Here is a 24,879-nt window from a genome sequence, read left to right as displayed (position 1 = left end):
CTGAATACGAAAACAGAGCTGAACATTTTGTAGCCAACATTTTGTAGCCAACACAGTGGGAAGCCCTCCCAGCACCAGCGCCGACATACGGGTCGTCGCCTACCTCCGGTTCAGAGGCCGGAGCCCGACAAGAGTTTCGGGACGGACTGGGAGCAGACCTCTGAGAAGAAAAGGAAACCGCCACATGGCACGTGTTGCTGGTGTGGATCTCCCCCGCGAGAAGCGGCTGGAGATCGCACTGACCTACATCTATGGAGTTGGTCGTACCACCTCCAAGGAGATCCTCGAGGGGACCGGCCTCTCCGCCGACCTCCGCGCGAAGGATCTCACCGACGCAGACGTTGCGAAGCTGCGTGAGTACATCGAGAACTCGGTGAAGGTCGAAGGTGACCTGCGTCGCGAGGTGCAGGCCGACATCCGTCGCAAGATCGAGATCGGCTGCTACCAGGGTCTGCGCCACCGTCGTGGCCTGCCCGTCCGTGGACAGCGCACCAAGACCAATGCCCGCACTCGCAAGGGCCCGAAGAAGACCATCGCCGGGAAGAAGAAGTAATGCCACCCAAGTCACGTAGCGCAGGCCCCAAGAAGGGCACCCGCCGTCGCGATAAGAAGAACGTCCCGCACGGCAACGCACACATCAAGTCGACGTTCAACAACACCATCGTGTCGATCAGCGACCCCAACGGCAACGTCATCAGCTGGGCGTCGTCGGGTCACGTCGGCTTCAAGGGCTCGCGTAAGAGCACTCCGTTCGCGGCTCAGCTCGCGGCCGAGAACGCTGCACGCAAGGCCCAGGAGCACGGCGTCAAGAAGGTCGACGTGTTCGTCAAGGGACCGGGTTCGGGTCGTGAGACCGCCATCCGGTCGCTGCAGGCCGCCGGTCTCGAGGTCGGCACGATTTCCGATGTCACCCCGCAGCCGCACAACGGTTGCCGTCCGCCCAAGCGGCGTCGGGTCTAGCGGGAAAGGGAGGACTAGAAAACCATGGCTCGTTATACCGGCCCCGCAACAAAGAAGTCCCGTCGTCTGCGCGTCGATCTCATCGGCGGCGACCAGGCGTTCGAGCGTCGCCCCTACCCGCCCGGCCAGCACGGCCGTTCGCGGATCAAGGAGAGCGAATACCTGCAGCAGCTGCAGGAGAAGCAGAAGGCCCGCTTCACCTACGGAGTGATGGAGAAGCAGTTCCGTCGCTACTACGAAGAGGCCAACCGTCGTAACGGCAAGACCGGCGACGAGCTGCTGAAGATCCTCGAGACCCGTCTCGACAACGTCGTGTACCGCGCCGGCCTGGCCCGGACCCGTCGTCAGGCCCGTCAGATGGTCAGCCACGGCCACTTCACCGTCAACGGTGTGAACGTGGACGTGCCCAGCTACCGCGTGAGCCAGTACGACATCATCGACGTCCGTCCGAAGTCGCTGCAGACCGTCCCGTTCCAGATCGCCAAGGAGATCCAGGGCGACCGTCCGGTTCCGGGCTGGCTGCAGGTGGTTCCGTCGACCCTGCGCATCCTCGTGCACCAGGTGCCCGAGCGCGCCCAGATCGACGTGCCGCTCACGGAACAGCTCATCGTCGAGTTCTACTCCAAGTAGTTCTCGAGCAGTCCAGCCAACAGCCACAAGGCTGTTCGGTTTCACCCTCGAGGCCTTCAAATAGCGGTAGGCCAAAGGAGAAAACACAGAAATGCTCATCTCACAGCGACCCGCCCTCACCGAGGAGATCATCGCCGAGAACCGGTCGAAGTTCGTCATCGAACCGCTCGAGCCGGGATTCGGTTACACCCTTGGTAACTCGCTGCGTCGTACCCTGCTCAGCTCGATCCCGGGCGCCGCGATCACCAGCATCCGGATCGACGGTGTCCTGCACGAGTTCACCACCGTTCCCGGAGTGAAGGAAGACGTCACCGACATCATCCTGAACCTCAAGGGCCTCGTGGTCAGCTCCGAAGAGGACGAGCCGGTCACCATGTACGTGCGCAAGCAGGGTCCGGGCACCGTCACCGGCGCCGACATCGTCCCGCCGGCCGGCGTCACCGTGCACAACCCTGACCTGCACATCGCCACCCTGAACGACAAGGGCAAGCTCGAGATCGAGCTCGTCGTCGAGCGGGGCCGCGGCTATGTGCCGGCCGTGCAGAACAAGGCGTCGGGAGCCGAGATCGGCCGCATTCCGGTCGACTCGATCTACTCGCCGGTGCTCAAGGTGACCTACAAGGTCGAGGCCACCCGTGTCGAGCAGCGCACCGACTTCGATCGGCTCGTGCTCGACGTGGAGACCAAGAACTCGATCACCGCTCGGGACGCGCTTGCTTCGGCGGGCAAGACCCTGGTCGAGCTGTTCGGGCTCGCTCGGGAGCTCAACGTCGAGGCCGAGGGCATCGAGATCGGGCCGTCGCCGGCCGAGGCCGACCACATCGCGTCGTTCAGCCTGCCGATCGAGGATCTCGAGCTGACCGTCCGGTCGTACAACTGCCTCAAGCGCGAAGGTGTGCACACCGTCGGCGAGCTGGTGGCACGGACCGAGTCGGATCTGCTCGACATCCGCAACTTCGGGCAGAAGTCGATCGACGAGGTCAAGGTCAAGCTGCACGCGCTGGGTCTGTCGCTCAAGGACAGCCCGGCCAGCTTTGACCCGTCGCAGGTCGCCGGATACGACCCGGCAACCGGTACGTGGTCGGATGACGCGTCCTTCGACGCCGATTCCGGTGAGGATTTCGCTGAAACCGAACAGCTGTAAGGCTGTCGCCAAAACCCTGACTTCCGGTCGTGAGATCGTGAGTTTCTTCTAGGAGAAGACAATGCCCAAGCCCACCAAGGGTGCCCGCCTCGGCGGGTCGGCCAGCCATCAGAAGGCAATGTTGGCGAACCTCGCCACGTCGCTGTTCGAGCACGGCCGTATCACCACCACCGAAGCGAAGGCGAAACGGCTGCGTCCGTACGCCGAGAAGCTGATCACCCACGCGAAGGCCGGTTCGCTGGCCAACCGTCGCCAGGTGATGAAGGACATCCGTGACAAGGACATCGTGCACACGCTGTTCGACGAGATCGGTCCGTTCTTCGCCGAGCGCAACGGCGGCTACACCCGCATCATCAAGACGCTGCCGCGCAAGGGTGACAACGCCCCGATGGCCGTGATCGAGCTGGTGCGTGAGACGACCGCCTCGAGCGAGGCCAGCCGCGCGACCCGTGTCGCCGCCTCCAAGAAGGCCGCCGAGGACAAGCTCGACGCCACCGAAGAGGTCGTCGCCGAGTCGGACGCTGCCGAGGCCGACAACGTGGTCGAGGCCGTTGAGGCCGAGGCCACCGAGGCTCAGGTCGAGAACGCCGAGGCCGTTGCCGAGGCCGTCGACGACGAGTCCTCCGCCGCCACCGCTGCCGACGCCGAAGCTGCCGACGCAGACGTCGACGGCGACAAGAAGTAGTCGTCGTCTGAGCGCAGATCAGTTGCCAGAACCCGCCGTCACCACATCAGGTGACGGCGGGTTCTGTCGTCTGCGGTTGGACGTCTCCTATGACGGCACCGACTTCGCGGGCTGGGCAACCCAGGTGGGGCAGCGCACGGTCTGCGGGGTGCTGCAGGACACGCTCAGCACCATCGTGCGGGTGCCGGTCCGGCTCACCGTCGCCGGGCGCACCGACGCCGGTGTCCACGCCACGGGGCAGGTCGCACACACCGACATCCCGGAATCGGCGCTGGCCGCCAGGTCCATCGCGGGTGATCCTTCTCGGCTGGTCGGCCGGCTCGCGAAGATGCTGCCCGACGACGTTCGTGTCCGGCAGATAACCCGGGTCAGTGGTGACTTCGACGCCCGATTCTCGGCCCTGCGCCGGCACTATCGCTACCGCCTCACCGACGCGCCGTTCGGTGCCGAGCCCGTCGAGGCTCGCACCACCGCCACCTGGCGCCGCCCGCTCGACATCGAGGCGATGAACGCAGCGTCGCGGTCGCTGGTGGGTCTCAACGACTTCGCCGCCTTCTGCCGGCGACGCGAAGGCGCGACCACGATCCGCGATCTGCAGCACTTCGACTGGACGGAAGGGCCGGGCGGAGTGCTGATCGGCCGGGTCAGCGCCGACGCGTTCTGCTGGTCGATGGTCCGCTCGCTCGTCGGCGCCGTTGCGAGTGTCGGGGATGGCCGGCGAGATGGGCAGTGGTGCGTCGGATTGCTGACCGAGACCACCCGCAACAGCCGCATCCCCGTCGCCGAGGCCCGCGGCTTATGTCTGACCGGCGTCGACTATCCCGCCGACGACGAACTCGCCGCCCGTAACGAGATCACCAGGGACGTGCGGTCTTCCGGAGGGTGCTGCGGCGGCTGAACGCGATCAGCTCGTGGCCGGTGAGGGCAAGCACATCGATCTCACCGCGCGCCGGCATCGCTCGCGGGTGGCGCGCCGGTGGGCGTCTCCGGTACCCGGCGATTCTGGATCGCCCCGGTGATGACGTCACCCACCTTGTTGAGGACCTGATTGAGGCTTGCAGTCCCCGCGGCCCGTGCCTGGTCGGGGTCGCCCGTCGCGGCCAGGGTGTTCGCAGCCTTGTCGGCCGAGGCGGCACCGCCGATCAGCATCAGTTCCGGCACCACATAGCCCACAGTCCATCCGATGTCGACGGCGTTGACGGCGGCGGCCTGCGCCTTGGTCTCCGGATGTCTGAGGTCCGGCGGGTTCATCATCATCGGCGTTTGGACGGCGTCGAGAATCCGGGTGCGCCCCGCATCGTAGGCCGCACCGACTTGATCAGGTGTGCCACCCGAACGGGCAGTGTCGAGAACATTGATCATCTCGACGGCTGCCACTCCCATGACGTTCTTCACCTTCGGTACCACCATCGCGATATCGTGGCCGAACATGTCGGTGATCCCGCTGCTCGCCGGACCGGTCACCGTTGCCAACGCGATACCCTTTGCCCGGCTGTCGGATCCGGTCTCCGCCAGGGCTGTGGCGTACACATCGGGAGCGCGCAACGCCGCAGTCGGCACAGTGATCGCGAACTCGATCATCGGTGGGCAGAGCAGCACGCAGTACTCCCACTGGTTCTTTGCCATCCCCAAGATGATGGCTCCCGGCGGCGGCCCGGCGACCGGCCGGAGCTCGAATCCGACGGACGACCGGGGCTCGAGGCTGACGGTCGACGGTTGAACGATCTCGGCCGCCGACGACTGACCCGGACTCCCCAGTGTCGCAGCAGTTGACGCCGCCAGAATGGCGACGATCGGTAGTACGCGGACATAGCGCAGCCATTCCATCAGGACTCCCAGGGGCAATACTTGCACGCTGTGGGTCAGAGCCTACAACGATCGGGCAATCGATCAGTGCTGATTGGAGTCATCGACGGCTCGCGCATGGACGACGAGCCGCCCGATGTCGACTGTTCTCTACGGTCCGCCCTCGCCGAACGGGTCGGTCCTCGGATCTACACGCACCGGCGGCGGGAAGACGGCGGAGTTCGCGCATGGCGATGCTGTCGGCAAGATTTCGGGTTCTGTCGGCGCGAAAGTGGTTTCTGTCGGCGGGGTTTGGGGCTCCGCCGCGCTCAGTCTGTGTGATCGTGGTCTGTGTGATCGTGATCGGTGTCGGCGGCGGTGCCGATGTCGGTCAGGTAGGCGACGATCATGTCGCCCAGCATCTTTCGCTGACCGGTGCGTTGCTCCGGGGCGGTCAGGTCGCGGCCGAACAGCGTCTTGAAGGTGTAGCGATTGGCGACCCGGAAGAAGCAGAAGCTGCTGATCGCCTGATGCACGTCGAGCGCGTCGACGTCGGTGCGGAACAGTCCTCGGTCCCGGCCCACCTCGAGGATGCGTCCGAGGATGTCGACGGCCGGGCTGCCCAGTTCCTGGACGGCCGCAGAGTTCTTGATGTGCGCGCCCTTGAGGATGTTCTCGCCGGCGACGATACGGATGAAGTCCGGGTTGCGGTCGTGGTGGTCGAAGGTGATCTCGGCCAGTTGGCGGATCGCCGTCACCGGGTCGTCCTCGATGTGGGTGACCCGTTGCTCGAGGCGTCGGATCTTTCCGTACGACGCCTCCAGGACAGCTTGATAGAGCCCGTCCTTGTCGCCGTAGTAGTAATAGATCATCCGCTTGGTGGTGTGGGTCTTCGCGGCGATCTCGTCGACCCGAGCGCCCGCGTAGCCCTTGTTGGCGAACTCCTTGGTGGCCACGGCCACGATGTTCGCCTTGGTCTTGTCGGCGTCGCGTCGGCGGATGATCTCGGTGGTCACCATGTGAACTCTATCGTTAGTTCATCGGCAGGCCCGGCGCGCTTCACGCGGTCCGCAGGGCGGCGTGGTCCTCGGCGGCGATCAGTGCACCGATGTGCCGGGTCATGCGCTCCGCGTCGGGCTCGATGCCGGTGAACAGTCGAAGCGCGTCGACCGCCTGGTGGACGGCCATGCCGTCGCCGGTCAGGGTGCGCGCCCCGATTGCGCGGGCGGTGGCGACCAGCTCGGTCACGACCGGCCGATAGACCACCTCGGCCACCCAGAGCCCGGGCCGCAGCGCCGAGGGGGAGACCGCCATCCCGGGGTGCGCCGACATCCCGATGGGTGTCGCGTGCACCAGGCCGTCGGCCGTGGCGATCCGCTGGTCCGCGTCGCCGGAGCCGCCCGCGGTCAGTGCGGTCGCGGGGAACAGTGGGCGCAATGACGCTGCGAGCGCCTCTGCCCGTATCGGATCCACGTCGACGATGTGGAAGTTCTCGACGCCGCGGGTGAGCATCGCGTAGGCCACCGCCGCGCCGGCCCCGCCGGCACCGACCTGGACGACCGATGATCGCGACACCGGGCGGGGGCTCTCGACGCCGAACCCGAGATCGAAGTTGCGGGCGAAGCCCGACCAGTCGGTGTTGTGCCCGATTCGTCGCCCGCCCTCGAACACCACCGTGTTGACCGCGCCGAGCCGCTCTGCGTCGGGGGACAGCTCGTCGAGGTGTTCGAGCACGCGCTGCTTGAACGGATGTGTGACGTTCAACCCGCGCATCCCGGCCTGCTCGGCACGACGCAGGACCTCTCCGAGGTCGACGGTCGCCGACGTCGATTCGGGCACATCCAGGATGAGATAGGTGTAGTCCAGGCCCTGCGCGGCCGCCTCCTGCTCGTGCATCGGCGGGGTCAGGGACCGGGAGATGCCCTGCCCGACCAGGGCACAGACCGTGGCTCCCTCGTTGATCCGTCGGGTGGCGGTGGCGAACTCGGAAGCGAACATCTGTGGTCTCCTGGTCGGGCTGGGCTGGGGGGCTGACGTTGATCAGGCAGGCGCGCCGTTGAGCACCGGCGGTGTGGCCACGGCGTCGGACTCGCCCGTGCCGGCCTTCTCGCCGAGGCGCATCGTGTCGGTCTTGTTCGTCTCGATCGCGGTGGTGGCGGCGGCCGCTGCGATCAGTGCGCAGACGGCGACGACGATCGCGACCGGGACCCACCCCATGCGGCCTTCACCGAGGATCGCGGCGGCGATCAGCGGGAGGAAGCCACTGGCCATGAAGCCGATCTGGGTGCCGATCGCCACGCCCGAGTAGCGGACCTGCGCCGGGAACATCTCGGCGTAGAACGACGGCCAGATGGCGTTGGCCGCGGCGTAGACGAACGACTGGATGACGAGGGTGGAGAAGAGGATCACCCAGAACGATCCGGTGGTGAGCAGGAACAGGTAGGGGAACGAGAGCACCGCGCAGCCCACGGCACCGCCGATGAAGATCGGCTTGCGACCGACGCGGTCCGAGATCATGCCCCACAGGGGCTGGGTGAACAGCATGACCAGGTTCGCCACGACGCTCACGGTCAGCATCGAGCCCTTGGAGACGTCGAAGTCGTCGGTGGCGTACTTGAGCGCAAAGGTGGAGAACAGGGTGCTCATCGTGGCGATCAGGGCACAGGCGATCACGCGCAGCAGCGGACGCCAATGGTTGCGCAGGAGGTTGAACAGGGGCACCTCGGAGACGCCGTCGGCCTCCTTGACGGCCTCGAAGACCGGGGTCTCGGGCATGGTGCGACGGATCAGGTAGGCGACCAGCATCACGACGGAGCTGAACAGGAACGGGATGCGCCAACCCCAGCTGAGCAGGGCGTCCTCGGGCAGGGCTGCGACCGGGATGAAGGCCAGGGTGCCGACCAGCAGGCCGGCCTGGGTGCCGTTGAGGGTCCAGCTCGCATAGAACGCGCGCTTCCCGGAGTCCGAGTGCTCGACGGTCAGGGAACTGGCTCCGGACTGCTCGCCGGCCGCGGACAGCCCTTGCAGCAGGCGCAGGGTGACCAGTGCGATGGGCGCCGCCATCCCGATGGTGTGGTAATCGGGCAGGCAGCCGATCAGGAACGTGGCAGCCCCCATCAGCAGCAGGGTGAACACCAGCACGCGCTGGCGGCCGATCCGGTCACCGAAGTGGCCGAGGATCACGGCACCGACGGGACGCGCGACATAAGCGACGCCGAAGGTCGCGAAGGCGGCGAGTGTTCCTGCGCCGGAGCTGAACTCGGGGAAGAAGATCTTGTTGAACACCAGCGCGGACGCGGTGCCGAAGATGAAGAAGTCGTAGTACTCGACCAGGCTGCCCATGAAGCTGGCCAGCGCCGCCTTGCGCGGCGCGGGCGCCGGCAGGTCGTGGTGGGTGGTGGTCATCGGTCCTCCAGGTGTGGTGTGCGCCACGGCTCGGATGGCGTGTGACTGAGACTACAAACACGTTCGGCCTTCGTCAAGACAACTAACCAGATAGTTCATAAAAAGTTCCATTTAGGCAGTTCAGAGGCCATAAAAATTTTCGCATAGTCGGAACTCTGAACACGACTAGTGAACTATTTGGTACATTATGGGCACCGTGTCCGACGTCACTGTAGGAGGTCGACGATGACCACAGGCACCACCGCGACGGGAGTCGAATCACCGCGCCGGGGCCCTGTTCGGCTACCGAGGACCTCGATCGCCACGGTATGTCTGTCCGGGACTCTCGAGGAGAAGCTCGACGCCGCGGCCGCGGCGGGGTTCGACGGTGTCGAGATCTTCGAACCCGACCTGATCGCATCGCCGTCGGGGCCGCGATCCCTCGCCGCTGCCACCGCCGATCGCGGACTGACGATCGATCTCTATCAGCCGTTCCGTGACCTCGACAGTGCCGACGACGATCAGTTCGCCCGAAACCTGGTTCGGCTGGAACGCAAGTTCGACCTGATGGACGAGCTGGGATGTGACCTCCTGCTGGTCTGCTCCTCGCCGCTGCCGGGCGCCGTCGCCGACGATGACCGACTGACCGAGCAGCTGGCCCGGGCCGCGTCGATGGCTGCGCGACGGGGCAAACGCCTCGCCTATGAGGCGCTTGCCTGGGGCACCCACGTCAACGACTATCGTCACGCCGCGCGCCTGGTCGCCGCAGTGGACAATCCGGTTCTGGGCACCTGCCTGGACAGTTTTCACGTCCTGTCGCGCGCCGACGATCCGGCCGGCATCGCAGACCTTCCGCCGGATTCGATCTTCTTCCTGCAGCTCGCCGATGCGCCGGCCATGCGTATGGACGTACTCCAGTGGAGTCGCCACCATCGGTGTCTGCCGGGTCAGGGCAACTTCGACCTCGGCGGTTTCATGCGTGCGGTCTGTGACGCCGGCTATCGCGGCCCGTGGTCACTGGAGGTGTTCAGCGACCTGTTCCGGCACGCCGATGCCGGGCGGACCGCGCGTGATGCCCATCGGTCGTTGCGCTACCTGGCCGAACTGGTCGGCCATGGCGTCGACGGCATCGACGGTGCTCGCCCGTCGTCACCGACCGGGGCGGGGCGCGCCGGTCGCGCCGTCGCCGGGGATGTGGTCTCGATCCGGGTTGCCGCCGGGCCGGTGATGGCGCCGCTGGTGGCCCAGACCTTGTCGCAGATCGGATTCGACCTGCAAGGCGTCGACAGCGAGACCGGCCTGCGCCTGCATCGTGGTGGAGACATCGCCGTCGTCGTCGACAACACGGCAGGCACGGTGTGGACTGCGCCCGGTGTGCCGGCCGACATGCCGACCATCGCGCAGATCGGGCTGCGCAGTGACGATCCCGGCGCGTGGGCGGAGCGAGCGGCCGCCTTCGACGTCCCGGTCGCACCCGTGACGGCGCCGGGCACCGCGGCCTCGGAACGCGACGATGTGGTGCGGCTCGAGGTCACCGACACACTGGCGGTGGACCTGCGGGCCGTTGTCTCGGCAGCCGAGTGGCAGCAGCGGTTCGACCTCGTGCCGCGACAACCGGTGCTGCCGTCGGCGTTGTTCACCGGGGTCGATCACATCGGCATCGGCATCGCGACAGCCGATTGGGAGGGCGCGATGCTGCTGCTGCGCTCGGTCTTCGGGATGCGCGTCGACGACGGCCTCGACGTCCCGGACGCGGTCGGCACCATGCGCAGTCAGGCACTGACGATGCCGACGCCGTCGGGATCTGCGGTCCGCGTCGTCGCGGCGATGGTGCCTAGTCAACTCGACGCGCACGGACCGCTACGCCGCCCCGGCGGACTCACGCACGCCGCATTCGCCTGCGACGACATCATCGAGGCCGCCGGACAGTGTCGGGCCCGTGGGCTTTCACCGCTGGTCATCCCGGACAACTACTACGACGACGTGCAAGCGCGATATGACCTGTCGGAGAACATGATCAAGCAATTGCGGGAATTCGACATCCTGTACGACGCGGACAGCGAGGGAGGCGAGTTCCTGCACTTCTTCACTCCGTCGATCGGTGAGGATCTCTTCTTCGAGGTCGTGAGCCGGCGCGGCGGCTACCGCGGATACGGTGAGGTGAACTCACCGGGTCGCGTCGCTGCCGAACTACATCGACGCGCCACGTCATGATCGCAGCGGCAGCCCGTTCTTGTCCCGGACGCCGCCGGTCAGCATCATGATCCCATCGACCAGCACCCAGATGCCGACACCCAGCGTCATGGCGAGGCCGACCAACACGAACAGCACGGGGATGATCAGGAACGACAGGATCGCCCCGAAGAAGATCAGGACTATGCCGCCGAAGTTCAGGCCCAACTGGAGAAGTGCGGTGAAGTTGTCCCCGATGTAGAAGCGGCCGGCACCGAATCCGCCCAGGAAGATCTGCAGGAGGCCTGCGGCGACCTTGGACTTGTCCGAGTATGGTTCGCCCGTCCGGGGATCCCGGCCGAACGGGGCCATCGGGTCGACGAAGCCGCCGTATCCGCCCGGTGCAGCGGGATATCCCCAGGGACTCGGCTCGGGGGAGCCGAATGCGGGCGGCTGAGTGTACGGATTCGACTGATACGGGTCCGGTCCCGGCCCGTACTGAGGGCCCTGATAGCTCATCGCCACATCATTTCACGATTTCCGGCGAACCCGGCGGCTGTGGGAGTCGAGTGAATGACGGATCAGGTCGCGCTGCGTTCGTCTTCGATGGCGTCGAGTACCGCCTCCACGGTCTCCTCATCTCCGGTGAACTCGCCCGGGCGCTGACCCTCGCTCATGAGATGACGCCAGTTCGCCGGATCGAACTGCACCGCCTCGTTGCTCTCGATGAAGTCGATGATGACCTTGGTGAATCGTTCCGGATCGCTGTGGAAGGGGAAATGTCCACAGCGCGAGAAGGTTACGAAATCGGAGTGCGGAATCGCCGCGTGTGCGAGCTGAGCGTGGTGATAGGGGATGACCGTGTCCTCATCGCCCCAGATCAACAGGACGGGAAGCCGTTCGGTCAGATAGCAGCGATCCAGCATCGTCACGACCTGACCACGCCAGTCGACGACTGCGCGCAGGGTGCGCAGGAATGCCGACGATGCGGTCGGGTCGGTGAGGTCACCGAGAACCCGGACCAGGTCCTCGTGGTCGTTCAGCAGGCGTCGCGGTGACACCGTGGACGGGATACCCGGTACGTGGGGTACGGCGGCGAGTGTGCGTGCGGCCAGCCGCAGCGACGGGACGACCCCCGGCACCCGCAGAAGGTTCAAGATCTCGTGGGCGACGGGCATCGAGACGAGACGCAACGCCGGGTTGACCTCCCGGGTCACGCCACCGGCCGCGACCAGCACGAGCCGTTCCACGAAGCGGGGAAACTGATAACAGAACTGCATCGCGACGCCGCCGCCGAGCGAATGTCCGACGACGGTGACCTTGGAGTAGCCGAGGACCACGAGCAGATCTCGCATCCCGTTCGCGAATGCCGGCACCGAGTAGTCGGCACGCGGTTTCTCCGACCTGCCGTGACCGAGCAGATCCGGGGCGATGACGGTGTAGTGCTGGGCGAGGGTGGGGATCACCTCGTCCCACGTCGACGAGTTGTCGCCGATGCCGTGGATCAGCAGCAGTGCGGGTCCGCTGCCCGCGATCCGGTAGGCGCGCCGATACCCGTGGATGGTGTGGTATTCGATCCGTACCTGGGTGTCGGTCACCGAACGCAGCGCGGGGGACTTGCCGGTTTGGGTGCGCGTGCGTGCCTGGCTCCGGGAACCCCTGGTTGGTGGGTGGGTGTTTCCGGACACGGTGGGCTCCTCGCGATCACGTCTGTGTGATGGTCTGTGTCGGGCGATCAGCTGGGTGTGACCGCCTCCGGTGACGCCGACGGGTCTGCGACGTCGACATCCTTACCATCGAGTAAACCGCAGTTTGGCACAGTTCGCCCGACATGTTGCATCGAGTTAACCTCCGCCGCGCGCATCGGGTGTGACATGCGTCGCCGGCGGCTGCCTGGGTCATCCGTCACTGCGCGTCACTAGGCTTGAGGTCGATGAATCCGTTCGACGTCGACACATTCCTCGCGACCGGTGGGCTGATCGGTCTGTGCGTTCTGATCTTCGTCGAGACCGGCCTGCTCATCGGGTTCGTGTTCCCCGGCGATTCGATCTTGTTCACCGCGGGCGTCTTTGCCGCCCAACCGGATCCGTTCGCCCCGGTGTGGCTGCTGTGTATCGCGGTGCCCGCGGCCGCCATCGCCGGCGACCAGGTGGGCTACCTGATCGGCCGGCGGCTCGGTTCCGGGGTCGTCGAGGGGCGCCTGATGCGGTGGATCGGACCGGAACCCCTGGAGAAGACGCATCGCTACTTCGAGCGGTTCGGCGCGCTGACTGTGTTCTTCGCCCGATTCATCGGGATCGTGAGAACTCTCACCCCCCTGGTCGCCGGGTTCACCGGGATGTCCTACCGCATCTTCACCGTCTTCAGCGTGCTCGGCAGTATCGCCTGGGCGGCCGGGATCATCCTGCTCGGCTACTTTCTCGGGCAGGTGACCCTCATCCGCGACCACATCGAACTGTTCATCGTCGGCTCGGTGCTCACCGTGGTGATACCGACGGCAATCCACATCGGTCGTCGCTGGCGAGAGTCGCGCCGGTCGCCGAAACAGTCCGCGTGAGGCTCCTACGAAGCCACGAGGGGCGACGCCGAGAGGGGCGTAGCTAAGACGGGTAGAACGGCTCGGTCGCCGGTGAGGCGAAGTCGTCGGCGATGGTCGCGGCGAGCCCGACGAATGCCCGCCGGGTCTGTTTGCCGACCAGATCCAGGTCGACCTCGGCCCCCTCGGACAGATGGTCGTCGAAGGGGATCTTGTGCACCGCGCGGCAGCGGGTCAGGAAATGCTGACCCAGCTGATCGGTGTCGATCGTCGAGGCCCCCGGTCGTGAGGAACTCAACACGACCACGGCGCGCGAGACGAGATGGCCGAAACCGTGCGCCTCCAGCCAATCGAGCGTGGCACCGGCGCTGCGTGCGCCGTCCATCGCCGGCGAACTGACCAGGATGATCGCATTGGCCTGATCGAGGACGCCGCCCATGGCCGAATGGCTCAGTCCGGTACCGCAGTCGGTGATGATGATGTTGTAGAAGCGCTGGAGGATGCGCATGACGCCGCGGTACTCCTCGTCGCTGAACGCCTCCGCCATCGCGGGGTCCCGTTCGGAGGCGAGCACCTCGAGACGGCTCGGCGCCTGCGACGTGTGCGCGCGGACGTCGGAGTACCGATAGACGTTCGGGTCGGCCAGCAGGTCGCGAACGGTCGACCGGGTCTGTTGGGGAACCCGTTGGGCGAGCGTGCCGAGATCGGGGTTGGCGTCCACCGCGATGACGCGGTCGCCACGCAACGACGCGAAGGTCGACCCCAATCCGACTGCGGTGGTTGTCTTCCCGACCCCACCCTTGAGCGACAACACCGCGATCCGGTAGTCGCCGCGGACCGGTCGGTTGACTCGCTCCAGAAGACGCTTGTACTCGACGTCGGCGGAGGATTCGCCCGGATTGATCGTGCCTGCGGAGATGGTGTGCACCGCGCGTCGCCATCCGCGGCTCGGTGGTCTGCGCGCCTTGCGGATCAGGGCCACCTCGTCGAGGGCCGGGCCCGAATGGGGTTCGGCGTGAGCGGGGGGACCCATCGGGTATCCGTAGTGTGCTCCCGGTCCCTGCGGTTGCGGGTACGCCGGGCCTGGCATCTGCGCGGGCGGCATCTGCGTAGGCGGCATCTGCGGCGATGACGCGTCGTGGCGGGGCATCTGTGGCGGGTGGTTCATGGGCGGGTAGGGCGGCTGTGCACCCGGTGCCGGCGCGGACTCGACCCAGCCGGTCGGTCGCGGCGCGCCCGCTCCCGGCGGTTCGGCGCCCGGCGCGGCCACCTCGGGGCGGACGACGTTCGGCGCGGGCGCCGGTTCCGGCCGGTCACCGGTCGGCGAACCGGGGTGGGGCGGCGGAACCGAAGGCATCGGCGGGTGGTCGCCACGCATGGTGCCGGGGTCCGTCACATCCCGGGGTGCGCCGGGCGGAAGCCCGGAGGCCGGCTGCTCGAGGGGCGGCGGTGTCGGTCGGGGCGCCTCGGTCGGCTCCGGCTCGGCGAACTGGAGCCAGGGAGGGGGCGCAGGCACACCGGAATCGTCCACACTCCCGGAGTTGTCGTACGTCATGCGGAAAGGTCCCCCCGTTGGTGTTCGACTGCGCGCAATCCGTCGTGACCCCAGAGTGTAACGAAGACTCGGAGCGGTACCGAATGGAGCGGACAGCGACTCCGTGCCGCTGACCAGCAGGTTGTGGCGAGGCAGGTGGTCAGATGACGCCCTGCTCGGCCAGCGACGCCAGCTTCTCGTCGTCGAGGCCGAGTAGGCCACGGTAGATCTCGTCGTTGTTCGCGCCGGGGCGTGGCGGTCCGGCGCAGCGCACACCACCGGGACTCTCGGAGAGTTTGGGCACGATACCGGGACCCAGGATGTCGCGGCCGAGCCGTTCGTCGTGATGTGGGACGAGCATGTCCCGCGCCTGCATCTGGGGATCACGCACGACCTCGGCGACCGTGTTCACCGGGCCCACCACAACACCGGCGGCAGTGAGGATCTCGATGAGGTCCTCACTCGTGTGGTTCTTGGCCCACGCCGCGATGATGTCGTCGAGCTCGTCCTGGTTGATGCCGCGGGCGCGGTGGTCGACGAACCGTTCGTCGGTGGCCAGTTCGGGGCGCTCCATCGCGGCGCAGAGCCGACGGAACACCGTGTCCTGGTTCGCCGCGATCACGACCCGCAACCCGTCGGCGGCCAGATAGAGATTCGACGGTGCGATTCCGTCGAGCCGGGTTCCCGACGGCCCCCGGACCACACCGCCCAGGTCGTAGTCGGCGATCGTCGACTCCTGTACGGCCAGACAGGCCTCGGTGAGCGCGGTGTCGACCACCTGCCCCCGGCCCGTGACGGTCCTGCGGTAGACGGCGGCCACCGCGCCCTGCGCGGCGAACATGCCGGCCAGGGTGTCGCCGAGGGACAGTGCCAGTCGCGGCGGCGCCTCTCCCGGATAGCCGTTGAGGTAGCGCAGGCCGCTCTCGGCCTCGGCGACGGATGCGTATCCGGCACGGGAGGCGGCGGGCCCGGTCTGTCCGTAGCCGGAGACGCGGACGAGGATGATGCCGGGGTTGCGCGCCGACAGCACGTCGTATCCCAGATCCCAGCGTTCGAGGGTGCCCGGACGGAAGTTCTCCACGATGATGTCGGCGACGTCGACCAGTTCGAGGAAGACCGCGCGTCCCGCCGGCGTCCGCAGGTCCAGAGTGACGGCCTTCTTGTTGCGGGCGTGCACGGTCCAGTACACCCGCTCGCCGTCCTGTTCGGCCTGTCCCCAGGTCCGGATCGGATCGGGCGAGCCAGGCGGTTCGATCTTGATGACCTCGGCACCCATGTCACCGAGCAGGCGACCCGCGAAGGGGCCGGCGATGAGCGTGCCCAGTTCGAGTACCCGCAGTCCGTCGAGTGCGCCCGGTGGGGAAGCGTCGGTATTCGTCACCCTGCCAGGATTGCCGATCCGGTTCCCCGCCGGTACCTCGGGGCGCGAGGCCGTGTTCCGGTCGGCCGACGACGACGCCGATGTCCGCGGAGCCGGGGGTCGTTCGAACGGTGGGAAACCCGGGTGTTGTGTGGTTACGGGTGGGCTGTTATGGCAGGATCGTCGGGTACGTCCGGGCGCAGCGCCGCCCGGTCGGATCAGTGTGGACGGCCATTGGCGTACGCACGGTTGGTCGGGGGACCCGGATCGATCCAATCTGACGGATCAGGGGAACCGATTGCGGCCGGGCGACGTCGAAAGAATTGTCACGACGATGATCCAGGTGTCTTGAGGGGGACAGATCACCATGTCGACACGAGGTAACAGCACATGGTCCGGCCGCACGGGCTCCGGCGAGCACGATGCCGCGGTGCCGTCGCAGGATACCGATGCCGTGGACGCCGCGCACGCATTGTCGACCGCGCGGTCGCGCTCCGGCGCCGTCGCCGTGGTGACGACTCCGCAGGGTCTGCCCGTTTCGGTGCGCATCGACGACTCGGCGCTGTCGAAGGAGCCGGCCGTCCTGGCCGACCAGATTCTGCGCCTGTGTCGGCAATCGGCGATGGTCGCCGGTATTCGGCTGCGGGAACAGCTGATCACGTCGGGGGTGGGTCGAGACGTCGTGGATGCGATGAAGTTGCCGAAGTCCGACGACCTGGCGCGCGCCGAGCAAGTCGACGACCACGATCTCGACGCTCCGGCGTCGTGGCTGCGATCGGTCTGAGGCACCGCTATGAGTTGGGCGATGGATGAGCTCGAGGCGAGGGCGAACGCACAGCTGAACAGCTTGTACGAATTGAACGAGAAGTATGCCGCGATCGCCGTCCGGGAGACCTCGGACGATGATCTGGTGACCGTCGAAATCGATGGGGTGGGTGCGTTGACCGGTCTCTGGCTGGCGCCGGGCGCCAACGAGTTGGGCGGCACCCGCCTGGGCGATCAGATCGTGGCCACGGCCGCGCTCGCGGCGCAGCGGGCATTCGCCAAGCGCGCGCTGATCACCGAGGAGTTCACCGACTCGTTCGGCGATCTGCTCGGGTCGCGGCCACGGTGAGGGCGGGGAAATGAATTTTCCAATGCAGTGGAACCAGGTCGATCGCCGGTGCGTCTGAATGAGTGATCGCATCGGGACCTGCGACTTGTCGACAGCGGTGAAGGGGAGGGAAGAGCTTTGAGCGATGTGACGGTTGTGCCAGAGGTCGTCGAGGCATTCGGGGCGACGAGTGCGGCCATGGCGACCGCGGTCGGTGCCGCCGGCTCGATCAACGCGGCGGCCAACACCGCGGTGATGGTCCCCGTCTTCGGCCTGATCGGACAGGAGTTCCTGGCATCGTTCATCGTGGCGCAGGCCAACCACCTGCTGGCGGTGGGCAACCTCGCTGCCGTCCACGCCGGGAGCGCCGCAGCCACATTCGCGGGCCTGGCCCAGCTGGAGGGTGAGGACGCCGCCTCCGGTGCCACCATCCGATCGGTCCTGTGACCGGCACGCAGGCACCCGGCCCCATGCCGGTCGTTATCCCCGACGTTCCCGCGATGTCGCACATGACCGTTCAGGAGATGATCAACGCCTCCCCGCTGGGGCCGATCCTGGACAAGTCGGTCGCCGATGTGCTCGCCGGCCACGGACTGCCCGCCCTGCCGGGTCTCCCGCCTCCGGGTCCGCCGTTGCCCGGCCTTCCGCCGCTGCCCGCCATCGACCTCGACCTGCTGATCAAGCCGATGACCGATCTTCTCGGCGGTTTCGGCACCGGCGACCTCTCGATGGCGGATTTCGATCCCTCAGCGATCTTCGAGAGCCTCTCCAAAGTCCTCGAGACGACGATGTCGATGAGTTCGGGCGCGGTCAAGGCGCTCGACAAGTTGTGGACCGGGACCGCCTCCACCGCCGCCCTTGGCAAGTCGGCGGTCGCGACTGCGGACACGGCGAACGTCTCCACCCAGGGCACCGGGATGTCGTTCGACATCAACGCCGCCGCAGGCATTGTCGGGGCCGGTCTGGCCGCGGTACAGGCCATCATCGCGGCGACGATCAGCAAGATCGCCGGGACCGTCCCGCTCATCATGACCCCGTTCGGACAGGGACTGGCCGTCGGCTTCGCGACCGAAGGACTCGCGGAGGCCACCGCCCAGGTCGCCGTCACCCGAGCTCAGTTGTTGGGTCCCACCGCACAGATGACGGCCAACGGTGCGCAGGTGCCGGTGACGAGCGCACCTGCGGCCGGCGGCGCAACCCAATCCCCGTTCGCCGTGGCCAGTGCCGTTCTCGACGGTGCGACACCGGCGGTGTCGTCGGCGTCGGAGTTGCCCTCGATGATCGCGTCGCCGGTCACCTCCATGTTGTCGGCGGCCCGGACCGAACAGGTGATGACCACCCCCGGCGCCACCGCGGGAAAGCCAGGCGGTCCCGACGGAGGCGGTGGAGGAGCCGGAGGAAGAACTCACGCTGCCGGAGGGGGAGGAGTCGGTGGTGTCGGCGCCATCACCGCGCCCTTGGCCGCACGTCCGTTCATGAGCCCTTCCCTCGGCGCAACCGAGCCGGCGGGGTACAGCCCGCAGCAGCCGGTCCGCGCCGCCGTCCCGACCACGTCGACCGTCCCGGCATCGATGGCGCCGATGGGCGCGGCGGGTGCGGCGCGGGGAGCCGGCGCCGCCGCCGACGAGCATCAGGTGCCCGACTATCTCGTCACCGAGGACAACGGGCAGCGGGTCGTCGGTCAGGTTCCCGACGTCGCGCCGGCGGTACTCGGCCACGAGGACGAACCCGCCACGGACTCGTCGCCGGACATCGAGCTGCGCCTCGGACCCGCACCCGGCGGGCACGCCGGCTCACCCGTCGACACCTGACCATCTGATCGACCGACCCGACCGACAGCACCCGGAACGAGGAAACATGACCGACACCCAGTTGAATGTCGATCCCGCAGAACTCATCTCGGCCGCCGGCCGACTCGATAGGCTCGCCGAGCGGCTCGAACGGTCGTTGATCACCGCGGCGCCGGGCCTCACCGTGCCCAGCGCCGGCCGCGACGAGGTGTCGCGAACGTCGGCGACAAGCTTCAACGCGGTGGCCGAGACGTTCACCGACGACTCGGCCCGCGGCGTCGAGGAACTCCGCAAGATCGCGGCGGTGCTGCGAGCGCAGGCAGCCGGATATTCCCGCGGCGAGGACGAGGCTGCCGCCGGGTTCCGCGTCTGACGCACGAGCCTTTCACACCCACCACTCGCGTCGACGAGAAGGGAGACGACGTTGACCGGCTTCACCGGTGTCATCTGGGACGCACGTACCACCGCGCAGCTCGCCTCGGATCTCGGCGACGGCGCAGGCCCCGCTCCGCTGGTCGAAGCGGGCGCGGGATGGGCGCAGCTGGCCGCGGAGTTGGGTTCGGCCGCAGCCGAATACGGCGCCATCCTGGGCGCGCTCGGCATCCACTGGGACTCTTCGCACACCAGCACGATCCTCGAGAGGCTGAGTCGCCTGGGGCCGTGGTTCGCCGAGGCGGCCGAGGCCGCGGGCGGCAATGCCGCCCGAGCGGAGGCGCAGGCCGCGGCGGTGGCCGTGGCGCGATTGACGATGCCCGACCTCGCCGAAGTCGACCTCGCCGAGCAGGCCAGGCGGGTCGCGACGACCGTGAGTGCACTCGCGCCGGCACTGGTGGGCGCAGCGGCACAGGCCGAGCGGGCCGTGCACGATCAACGGATGCGCGCGGCCCGCGTGATGCAGACCTACGAGTCGGCTTCGGAGTCGGCGGCACGACCGTGGCCCTCCGGCCCGCCCGCCCCCGATCTGGTGTCCGGGCATCCACTCGCCGCCGAGCGTGCCGCCCGTGCCGCACAGGCGCGGCCGAGCGCTTCACCCGCGAAGGCCGGCACTGCCGAACCTGTCGGCACGTCACCTGTCGGCGTGCCGATGACCGTCGCTGCGTCGCCTCCGGCGAAGACGAGCTACGCACCGACCATCCTGGCCGGTGGGTCCGCGGTGAACAGCTCGGCTCCGACCACGCCGGCTCCCACCGGTCACACCGCGCCGGGCGCACCGGTCGCGCCGCCGCCGGCGCAGGGCGCAGCGTCGGCCGAGCGGGTCGTCGCTCGTGGCCCGGCCGGTCCCGAACAGCCGGATGAGCAGGAGCCGTCGGCAGCCGCCGGCGACGCCCCGGCCACCTGGGCCGAGTTGGCAGTCGCGGACAGAACTGCCGTGCAACCGCTCACCCACGTCGACGGCGGAACCACGGTCGACCCCCGGTACCTGAACGAGACCTTGATCCTCGACCAGGGGACGGGGACCTGACATGTGGAGTCTCACCACCGACCCGGGCGCAACCCTCGACGTCGACGTGCTCCGGCGCATCGGCGAGTTGGCCGGCGTGCAGACCTGGCCGGTCGTCCTCGACATGTGGGCCGCCGACGACGACACCGACGCAATGGCCACGAGTGCGACCGCGGCGGATCGCGAGATCCGCGCGCGCGGGCTGATCGACGGCGGCGAGCCGATCGCTTGGATGGCCACCGCGCTGCGGGTGCTGGCCGCGCCGGAACGGCAGATCGAGATGCGGATGCTGTTCGCAGTAGCGGGTGAAGAAACCGGGATTCGGCGAATCTGCCTGGCCCGCAACGGCCATGACCACGTTTTCGCCCGACGGCAGGGATCCCGTGTCGAACTTCGGCTGGTGGATGTGACCGCCGAGTCCGAGCTGGGCACGATCGTCGCCCGGGAGTTCCCGCCCGCCGAGAGCGCGCGGTTCGGTGGCCTGAGCGTCCCCGCCGACGAACTGGCGTCGCGGTTGGCGACCTGTCAGAGCGCCAACGACGCCGCGGATGCACTGCACGCACTCGGTGCGGTGAGTTCCGACGCAGTGGCCATCGCGACGGCGTTGACCAGCTGTCACACGCGCACCGAGATCGTCGGGGTCTCGTGGTCGGGCGGAGTCAGCACACAATCTTCTGGTGCTCTGGCCATCTTCGACACCGATCGGGGTCGGATCGTGGCCAGTCCCAGCAAGTCTCCGGACGGACGGGTGTGGACCACCCTTTCCGCGGGTAGCGGTCATCGGATCACGCAGGCCGTCGGCCTCTTGATCGAGACGCTGCCCGAGGGACGGTGGATGCCGTGAACCGGGCGGGGGGAATTGTCAGGGTATCTGTGCCGCCGGCGCCGGGAGCACCGCGAGTGGGCAGCTTTCCGCGGATACCACCGTGGCATCGACGACCGGTGCCGTAACACAGGAGGAGATCAAGCATGGCAGGTCAAGGACCGGCTTCAGGTGTGCATCTCGACGTAGGCAGCGCGCAGGCCACGTCGCAGGCGATCGCAGGGATCGTCGAGCAGATGCACGGGGTACTGCGCAAGATCCAGAGTTCGGCGGACAGTGGCATGGCGACCTGGGGCGGTACGGCTGCGAAGTCGTACAACACCACCCAGACGGATTGGAGTGGGACAGCAGCGAAGCTGCACGCGGCGCTCGATGACATCGAGGCGAAGCTGACCACGGGCTTCAAGGGTTATGCCGAGCACGACGAGAACATCGCGCAGGCGATCGCGTCGAGCACCGGTCACCTCAACCTCTGACACACCCCACACACCCGTAAGGAGTTCTTCATGTCCGAACCCATCAAGTACGACTTCGCCGGCATGGACGTGTTGTCCGGCGACCTGAATCAGCACTTCGTCGCTCTGGGACAGTTGGCGGATCAGTTGAAGTCTCAGGTGAACAACCTGAGCAACAACTGGATGTCGCAGGACGGCGCCGAGGCCTACCACGCCGCGCAGGCCCACTGGGACAAGCTGTTCGACGAAGCGCGCATGCAGCTCAGCGGACTCGGCCACGGCGTCGCCAACGCCGCCGAGCGGATGATGGGTGCCGACCGCGCCGTCGGCGCGACCTTCCACGCATAGCCCACTCGCGACGGGACCCACCGGGACTGGTTCTCCCGGTGGGTCTCGTCGTGTGTCCGGGCCGTGATGCGGGCAGTAGAGTCACTTTTCGGCACTGGGAATCGGATGAATCGGTCGCGCCGGAGAATGCGCGGGCAAGGAGATGTTTTCGTGTCTGTCGAGGGCTCCAAGCGGGCGATCATCGCCGCGCTGCTGGCGAATGCGGGTATCGCACTGGCCAAGTTCGTCGGATTCCTGATCACCGGGTCGTCGTCGATGATCGCCGAGGCCGTGCACTCGGTCGCCGACACGTCGAACCAGGGCCTGTTGTTGCTCGGTCAGAACCGGGCAGGCAAAGAAGCCGACCGCCTGCATCCTTTCGGCTATGGGCGCAGTCGGTACTTCTACTCGTTCGTCGTCGCGCTTGTGCTCTTCAGCCTCGGGTCGTTATTCGCGATCTACGAGGGGATCGAGAAGATCCGCCATGCAAACGATCACGGCCTCGACTCGCCGCTGGTCGCGGTCATCATCCTGCTCGTGGCGATCTGCCTGGAGGGCTACAGCTTCACCACCGCCTACCGTGAATCCAAACCGCTGAAGGGAGGCGCGTCGTGGTGGCGGTTCATCCGCAACTCGCGATCGCCCGAACTGCCGGTGGTGCTGCTGGAGGACAGCGGAGCGCTGATCGGTCTGCTCTTCGCCCTCGCCGGGGTGGGCCTGACCATGCTGACCGGCAATGCGGTCTGGGACGGGATCGGCACCCTGTGCATCGGTCTGCTGCTCGGTGTCATCGCGATCATCCTGATCGTGGAGATGAAGAGCCTGCTCATCGGTGAAGGTGCGACCGAGGCAGAGGAACGCGCCCTGTACGCCGCGCTGGAGTCCGGTGGCGTCGACCGGGTCATCCACATGAAGACCCAATACCTCGGTCCCGAAGAGATGCTGGTCGCAGCGAAGATCGCGATCCCGCCCGGCGCGGACGCGCAGACGGTGGCGACCACGATCGATGCCGCTGAGGTGCGGATACGCAACGCGGTCCCGCAGGCGCGGGTCATCTATCTCGAACCCGACATCGACCGGGCATCCACCCAGACGACGGCCTGAGTCACGGTCCGTGGGTGAACTACACAATTCACCCCGTACACGTGGTGACGGTCGGCTAGCGTTGGTGATCGCTTCACCAGACGTTCGCGACGATCGAGTCGGGCAGCGATCCTGACCGGACTCGGATAACGGGAGGTCCATCGAATGGCCAATCCGCTCACTCGCATCAAGTCCATCGAACAGTCGATGGCCGACACCGACGAACCCGAACATCAACTGCGCAAGAACCTGTCGGCCTGGAACCTGATCGTCTTCGGCGTCTCGGTCGTCATCGGCGCCGGCATCTTCACCATCACGGCATCGGTTGCCGGGGACAAGGCGGGACCGGCCATCTCGGTGTCCTTCGTGATGGCCGCGATTGCCTGCGCGCTCGCCGCGCTCTGCTATGCGGAGTTCGCCTCCACGGTCCCGGTGGCCGGATCGGCCTACACCTTCGGCTACGCGACGTTCGGCGAGTTCCTGGCCTGGATCCTGGGATGGGACCTCATCCTCGAGTTCGCGGTCGGCGCCGCGGTGGTCGCCAAGGGCTGGTCGAGCTACCTCGGCAGCGTTTTCGGGTTCGCTGGCGGCACGGTCGAGGTCGCGGGCCTCGATGTCGATTGGGGAGCGATCGCGATCATCGCGGTGGTCACGACGCTCCTGGTCCTCGGGACGCGACTGTCGTCGCAGGTCTCGGCCGTCATCACCGCCATCAAGGTCGCGGTCGTGCTGATGGTGATCATCGTCGGCGCCTTCTACGTCAAGGCCGACAACTACACCCCGTTCGTGCCACCCGCCGAACACGGTGCCGGTACGGAGAAGTCGGTCGACTCGACGCTGTTCTCGTTGATCACCGGTGGCGGCGACTCGTCCTACGGCTGGTACGGCGTGTTGGCTGCGGCGTCCATCGTGTTCTTCGCATTCATCGGCTTCGACGTCGTCGCCACGACGGCCGAGGAGACCCGCAATCCGAAGAAGGACGTGCCGCGCGGCATTCTCGGCTCGCTGGCCATCGTCACCGTCCTCTACGTCCTGGTCACCATCGTCGTGACCGGCATGGTGAGCTACAAGCAACTCGCCACCGGCGACGGGGATGCGAAGAACCTCGCGGACGCCTTCGCGCTCAACGGGGTGACCTGGGCGGAGAAGATCATCGCGATCGGCGCGCTGGCCGGACTCACGACCGTGGTGATGGTCCTGATGTTGGGGCAATCGCGAGTGCTGTTCGCGATGTGCCGCGACGGTTTGCTCCCGCGCTCGATGTCGAAGACGAGTGCGCGCTTCGGTACACCGGCTCGGCTGACCATCCTGATCGGCGTCGTTGTTGCGATCGTCGCCGGGTTCTTCCCGATCAACAAGCTCGAGGAGATGGTGAACGTCGGGACGCTGTTCGCGTTCATCGTCGTCGCCGCGGGTGTCATGGTGTTGCGCCGGACCCGTCCCGACCTCGAGCGTGGGTTCACGGTGCCCGGCGGGCCGGTCATCCCGGTGCTGGCGGTCCTCGCGTGCCTGTGGCTGATGCTCAATCTGTCGGCCCTGACGTGGATCCGGTTCGTGGTGTGGATGGTGATCGGCATCGCGGTCTACTTCCTCTACAGCCAGCGCCATTCGATGGTCGGCAAACGTGAACGTGGTGAGGTCAGCGACAGCTTCGTCTGACCCGGAGAGGTGACGGAC

The 24,879-nt window shown here is 67.0% G+C and carries 27 protein-coding genes; 19 read left to right on the top strand and 8 right to left on the bottom strand.

The window, feature by feature from the left end:
- Positions 1 to 184 precede the first annotated feature (184 nt).
- The 6 genes from rpsM to truA all read left to right on the top strand — a co-directional run bounded on the left by rpsM (position 185) and on the right by truA (position 4,317).
- Positions 185 to 553, top strand: a complete 369-nt coding sequence (gene rpsM, locus ACVT6V_RS24940; RefSeq protein WP_235725006.1) for a 30S ribosomal protein S13 — start codon at positions 185 to 187, stop codon at positions 551 to 553.
- Positions 553 to 960 carry a 30S ribosomal protein S11 gene (rpsK, locus tag ACVT6V_RS24935; protein WP_007616245.1) on the top strand — a complete coding sequence of 136 codons (408 nt, stop codon included), beginning with the start codon at positions 553 to 555 and terminating at the stop codon, positions 958 to 960. The genes rpsM and rpsK overlap by 1 nt, the downstream gene beginning before the upstream one ends.
- A 24-nt stretch (positions 961 to 984) precedes the next feature.
- Positions 985 to 1,590, top strand: a complete 606-nt coding sequence (gene rpsD / locus ACVT6V_RS24930) for a 30S ribosomal protein S4 (protein WP_489896764.1) — start codon at positions 985 to 987, stop codon at positions 1,588 to 1,590.
- Between the two features lie 91 nt (positions 1,591 to 1,681).
- Positions 1,682 to 2,734 carry a DNA-directed RNA polymerase subunit alpha gene (locus ACVT6V_RS24925; protein ID WP_489896763.1) on the top strand — a complete coding sequence of 351 codons (1,053 nt, stop codon included), beginning with the start codon at positions 1,682 to 1,684 and terminating at the stop codon, positions 2,732 to 2,734.
- A gap of 61 nt (positions 2,735 to 2,795) precedes the next feature.
- The gene (gene rplQ, locus ACVT6V_RS24920; protein ID WP_489896762.1) at positions 2,796 to 3,419 is read left to right on the top strand and encodes a 50S ribosomal protein L17; all 624 of its coding nucleotides are present in this window, start codon (positions 2,796 to 2,798) and stop codon (positions 3,417 to 3,419) included.
- A gap of 22 nt (positions 3,420 to 3,441) precedes the next feature.
- Complete coding sequence (gene truA, locus ACVT6V_RS24915) at positions 3,442 to 4,317, top strand: tRNA pseudouridine(38-40) synthase TruA (protein ID WP_489896761.1); 876 nt, start codon at positions 3,442 to 3,444, stop codon at positions 4,315 to 4,317.
- A 41-nt stretch (positions 4,318 to 4,358) separates the two neighbouring features.
- Here the strand turns inward: truA and ACVT6V_RS24910 are convergent, their stop codons facing one another.
- From ACVT6V_RS24910 to ACVT6V_RS24895, 4 genes are all read right to left on the bottom strand, one after another.
- On the bottom strand, positions 4,359 to 5,246 hold the full coding sequence (locus ACVT6V_RS24910; RefSeq protein ID WP_489896760.1) for a hypothetical protein: 888 nt from the start codon (positions 5,244 to 5,246) through the stop codon (positions 4,359 to 4,361).
- Positions 5,247 to 5,533: 287 nt separating this feature from the next.
- The gene (locus ACVT6V_RS24905) at positions 5,534 to 6,220 is read right to left on the bottom strand and encodes a TetR/AcrR family transcriptional regulator (protein WP_489896759.1); all 687 of its coding nucleotides are present in this window, start codon (positions 6,218 to 6,220) and stop codon (positions 5,534 to 5,536) included.
- A 43-nt stretch (positions 6,221 to 6,263) separates the two neighbouring features.
- Positions 6,264 to 7,202 (bottom strand): shikimate dehydrogenase, encoded by a 939-nt coding sequence (locus ACVT6V_RS24900; protein ID WP_489896758.1) that lies wholly within the window; start codon positions 7,200 to 7,202, stop codon positions 6,264 to 6,266.
- 42 nt (positions 7,203 to 7,244) lie between these two features.
- Positions 7,245 to 8,609 (bottom strand): MFS transporter, encoded by a 1,365-nt coding sequence (locus ACVT6V_RS24895; RefSeq protein WP_489896757.1) that lies wholly within the window; start codon positions 8,607 to 8,609, stop codon positions 7,245 to 7,247.
- Positions 8,610 to 8,834: 225 nt separating this feature from the next.
- Between ACVT6V_RS24895 and ACVT6V_RS24890 the strand changes: the two genes are divergently transcribed.
- Positions 8,835 to 10,802 carry a sugar phosphate isomerase/epimerase and 4-hydroxyphenylpyruvate domain-containing protein gene (locus tag ACVT6V_RS24890; protein ID WP_489896756.1) on the top strand — a complete coding sequence of 656 codons (1,968 nt, stop codon included), beginning with the start codon at positions 8,835 to 8,837 and terminating at the stop codon, positions 10,800 to 10,802.
- Here the strand turns inward: ACVT6V_RS24890 and ACVT6V_RS24885 are convergent.
- Both ACVT6V_RS24885 and ACVT6V_RS24880 read right to left on the bottom strand, forming a co-directional pair.
- Entirely contained in the window at positions 10,797 to 11,279 is a 483-nt protein-coding gene (locus ACVT6V_RS24885; RefSeq protein ID WP_489896755.1) for a TM2 domain-containing protein, read from the bottom strand. The two genes, ACVT6V_RS24890 and ACVT6V_RS24885, sit on opposite strands and share 6 nt — an antisense overlap.
- Positions 11,280 to 11,341: 62 nt before the next feature.
- Complete coding sequence (locus ACVT6V_RS24880; RefSeq protein ID WP_489901005.1) at positions 11,342 to 12,367, bottom strand: alpha/beta fold hydrolase; 1,026 nt, start codon at positions 12,365 to 12,367, stop codon at positions 11,342 to 11,344.
- A gap of 326 nt (positions 12,368 to 12,693) precedes the next feature.
- Between ACVT6V_RS24880 and ACVT6V_RS24875 the strand changes: the two genes are divergently transcribed.
- Positions 12,694 to 13,317 carry a DedA family protein gene (locus tag ACVT6V_RS24875; protein WP_489896754.1) on the top strand — a complete coding sequence of 208 codons (624 nt, stop codon included), beginning with the start codon at positions 12,694 to 12,696 and terminating at the stop codon, positions 13,315 to 13,317.
- A 43-nt stretch (positions 13,318 to 13,360) separates the two neighbouring features.
- Here the strand turns inward: ACVT6V_RS24875 and ACVT6V_RS24870 are convergent, their stop codons facing one another.
- Together ACVT6V_RS24870 and ACVT6V_RS24865 are read right to left on the bottom strand one after the other, a co-directional pair.
- The gene (locus ACVT6V_RS24870) at positions 13,361 to 14,851 is read right to left on the bottom strand and encodes a MinD/ParA family ATP-binding protein (protein WP_489896753.1); all 1,491 of its coding nucleotides are present in this window, start codon (positions 14,849 to 14,851) and stop codon (positions 13,361 to 13,363) included.
- 139 nt (positions 14,852 to 14,990) lie between these two features.
- On the bottom strand, positions 14,991 to 16,211 hold the full coding sequence (locus tag ACVT6V_RS24865) for a CaiB/BaiF CoA transferase family protein (RefSeq protein WP_489896752.1): 1,221 nt from the start codon (positions 16,209 to 16,211) through the stop codon (positions 14,991 to 14,993).
- 346 nt (positions 16,212 to 16,557) lie between these two features.
- On the opposite strand from ACVT6V_RS24865, the gene ACVT6V_RS24860 reads away from it, so the two are divergent.
- The 11 genes from ACVT6V_RS24860 (at position 16,558) to ACVT6V_RS24810 (ending at position 24,861) form a co-directional block, all read left to right on the top strand.
- Positions 16,558 to 16,974, top strand: a complete 417-nt coding sequence (locus ACVT6V_RS24860) for a YbaB/EbfC family nucleoid-associated protein (protein ID WP_489896751.1) — start codon at positions 16,558 to 16,560, stop codon at positions 16,972 to 16,974.
- Positions 16,975 to 16,983: 9 nt separating this feature from the next.
- On the top strand, positions 16,984 to 17,304 hold the full coding sequence (locus ACVT6V_RS24855) for a YbaB/EbfC family nucleoid-associated protein (protein WP_489896750.1): 321 nt from the start codon (positions 16,984 to 16,986) through the stop codon (positions 17,302 to 17,304).
- Positions 17,305 to 17,421: 117 nt separating this feature from the next.
- Positions 17,422 to 17,730: a hypothetical protein gene (locus tag ACVT6V_RS24850; protein WP_489896749.1), complete on the top strand. Its 309-nt coding sequence runs from the start codon at positions 17,422 to 17,424 to the stop codon at positions 17,728 to 17,730.
- Positions 17,731 to 17,753: 23 nt separating this feature from the next.
- Entirely contained in the window at positions 17,754 to 19,094 is a 1,341-nt protein-coding gene (locus ACVT6V_RS24845; RefSeq protein ID WP_489901004.1) for a hypothetical protein, read from the top strand.
- Positions 19,095 to 19,140: 46 nt separating this feature from the next.
- Positions 19,141 to 19,446, top strand: coding sequence for a PE family protein (locus ACVT6V_RS24840; RefSeq protein WP_489896748.1), 306 nt, complete (start codon positions 19,141 to 19,143; stop codon positions 19,444 to 19,446).
- A gap of 51 nt (positions 19,447 to 19,497) precedes the next feature.
- A complete protein-coding gene (locus ACVT6V_RS24835; protein ID WP_489896747.1) occupies positions 19,498 to 20,535 on the top strand; it encodes a PPE domain-containing protein in 1,038 nt (345 codons plus the stop codon).
- 1 nt (position 20,536) lies between these two features.
- Positions 20,537 to 21,358: an ESX secretion-associated protein EspG gene (locus tag ACVT6V_RS24830; RefSeq protein WP_489896746.1), complete on the top strand. Its 822-nt coding sequence runs from the start codon at positions 20,537 to 20,539 to the stop codon at positions 21,356 to 21,358.
- A gap of 125 nt (positions 21,359 to 21,483) precedes the next feature.
- Positions 21,484 to 21,813, top strand: a complete 330-nt coding sequence (locus ACVT6V_RS24825) for a WXG100 family type VII secretion target (protein ID WP_489896745.1) — start codon at positions 21,484 to 21,486, stop codon at positions 21,811 to 21,813.
- A gap of 30 nt (positions 21,814 to 21,843) precedes the next feature.
- Complete coding sequence (locus tag ACVT6V_RS24820; RefSeq protein WP_489896744.1) at positions 21,844 to 22,140, top strand: WXG100 family type VII secretion target; 297 nt, start codon at positions 21,844 to 21,846, stop codon at positions 22,138 to 22,140.
- A 150-nt stretch (positions 22,141 to 22,290) separates the two neighbouring features.
- Positions 22,291 to 23,223 (top strand): cation diffusion facilitator family transporter, encoded by a 933-nt coding sequence (locus ACVT6V_RS24815; RefSeq protein WP_489896743.1) that lies wholly within the window; start codon positions 22,291 to 22,293, stop codon positions 23,221 to 23,223.
- A gap of 144 nt (positions 23,224 to 23,367) precedes the next feature.
- Complete coding sequence (locus tag ACVT6V_RS24810; protein ID WP_489896742.1) at positions 23,368 to 24,861, top strand: amino acid permease; 1,494 nt, start codon at positions 23,368 to 23,370, stop codon at positions 24,859 to 24,861.
- Positions 24,862 to 24,879 lie beyond the last annotated feature (18 nt).

The sequence above is a fragment of the Gordonia sp. LMA167 genome, from assembly GCF_058130025.1.
Note: the sequence above shows the minus strand (reverse complement) of the source record. Positions and strands in the feature narration are given on the sequence as shown.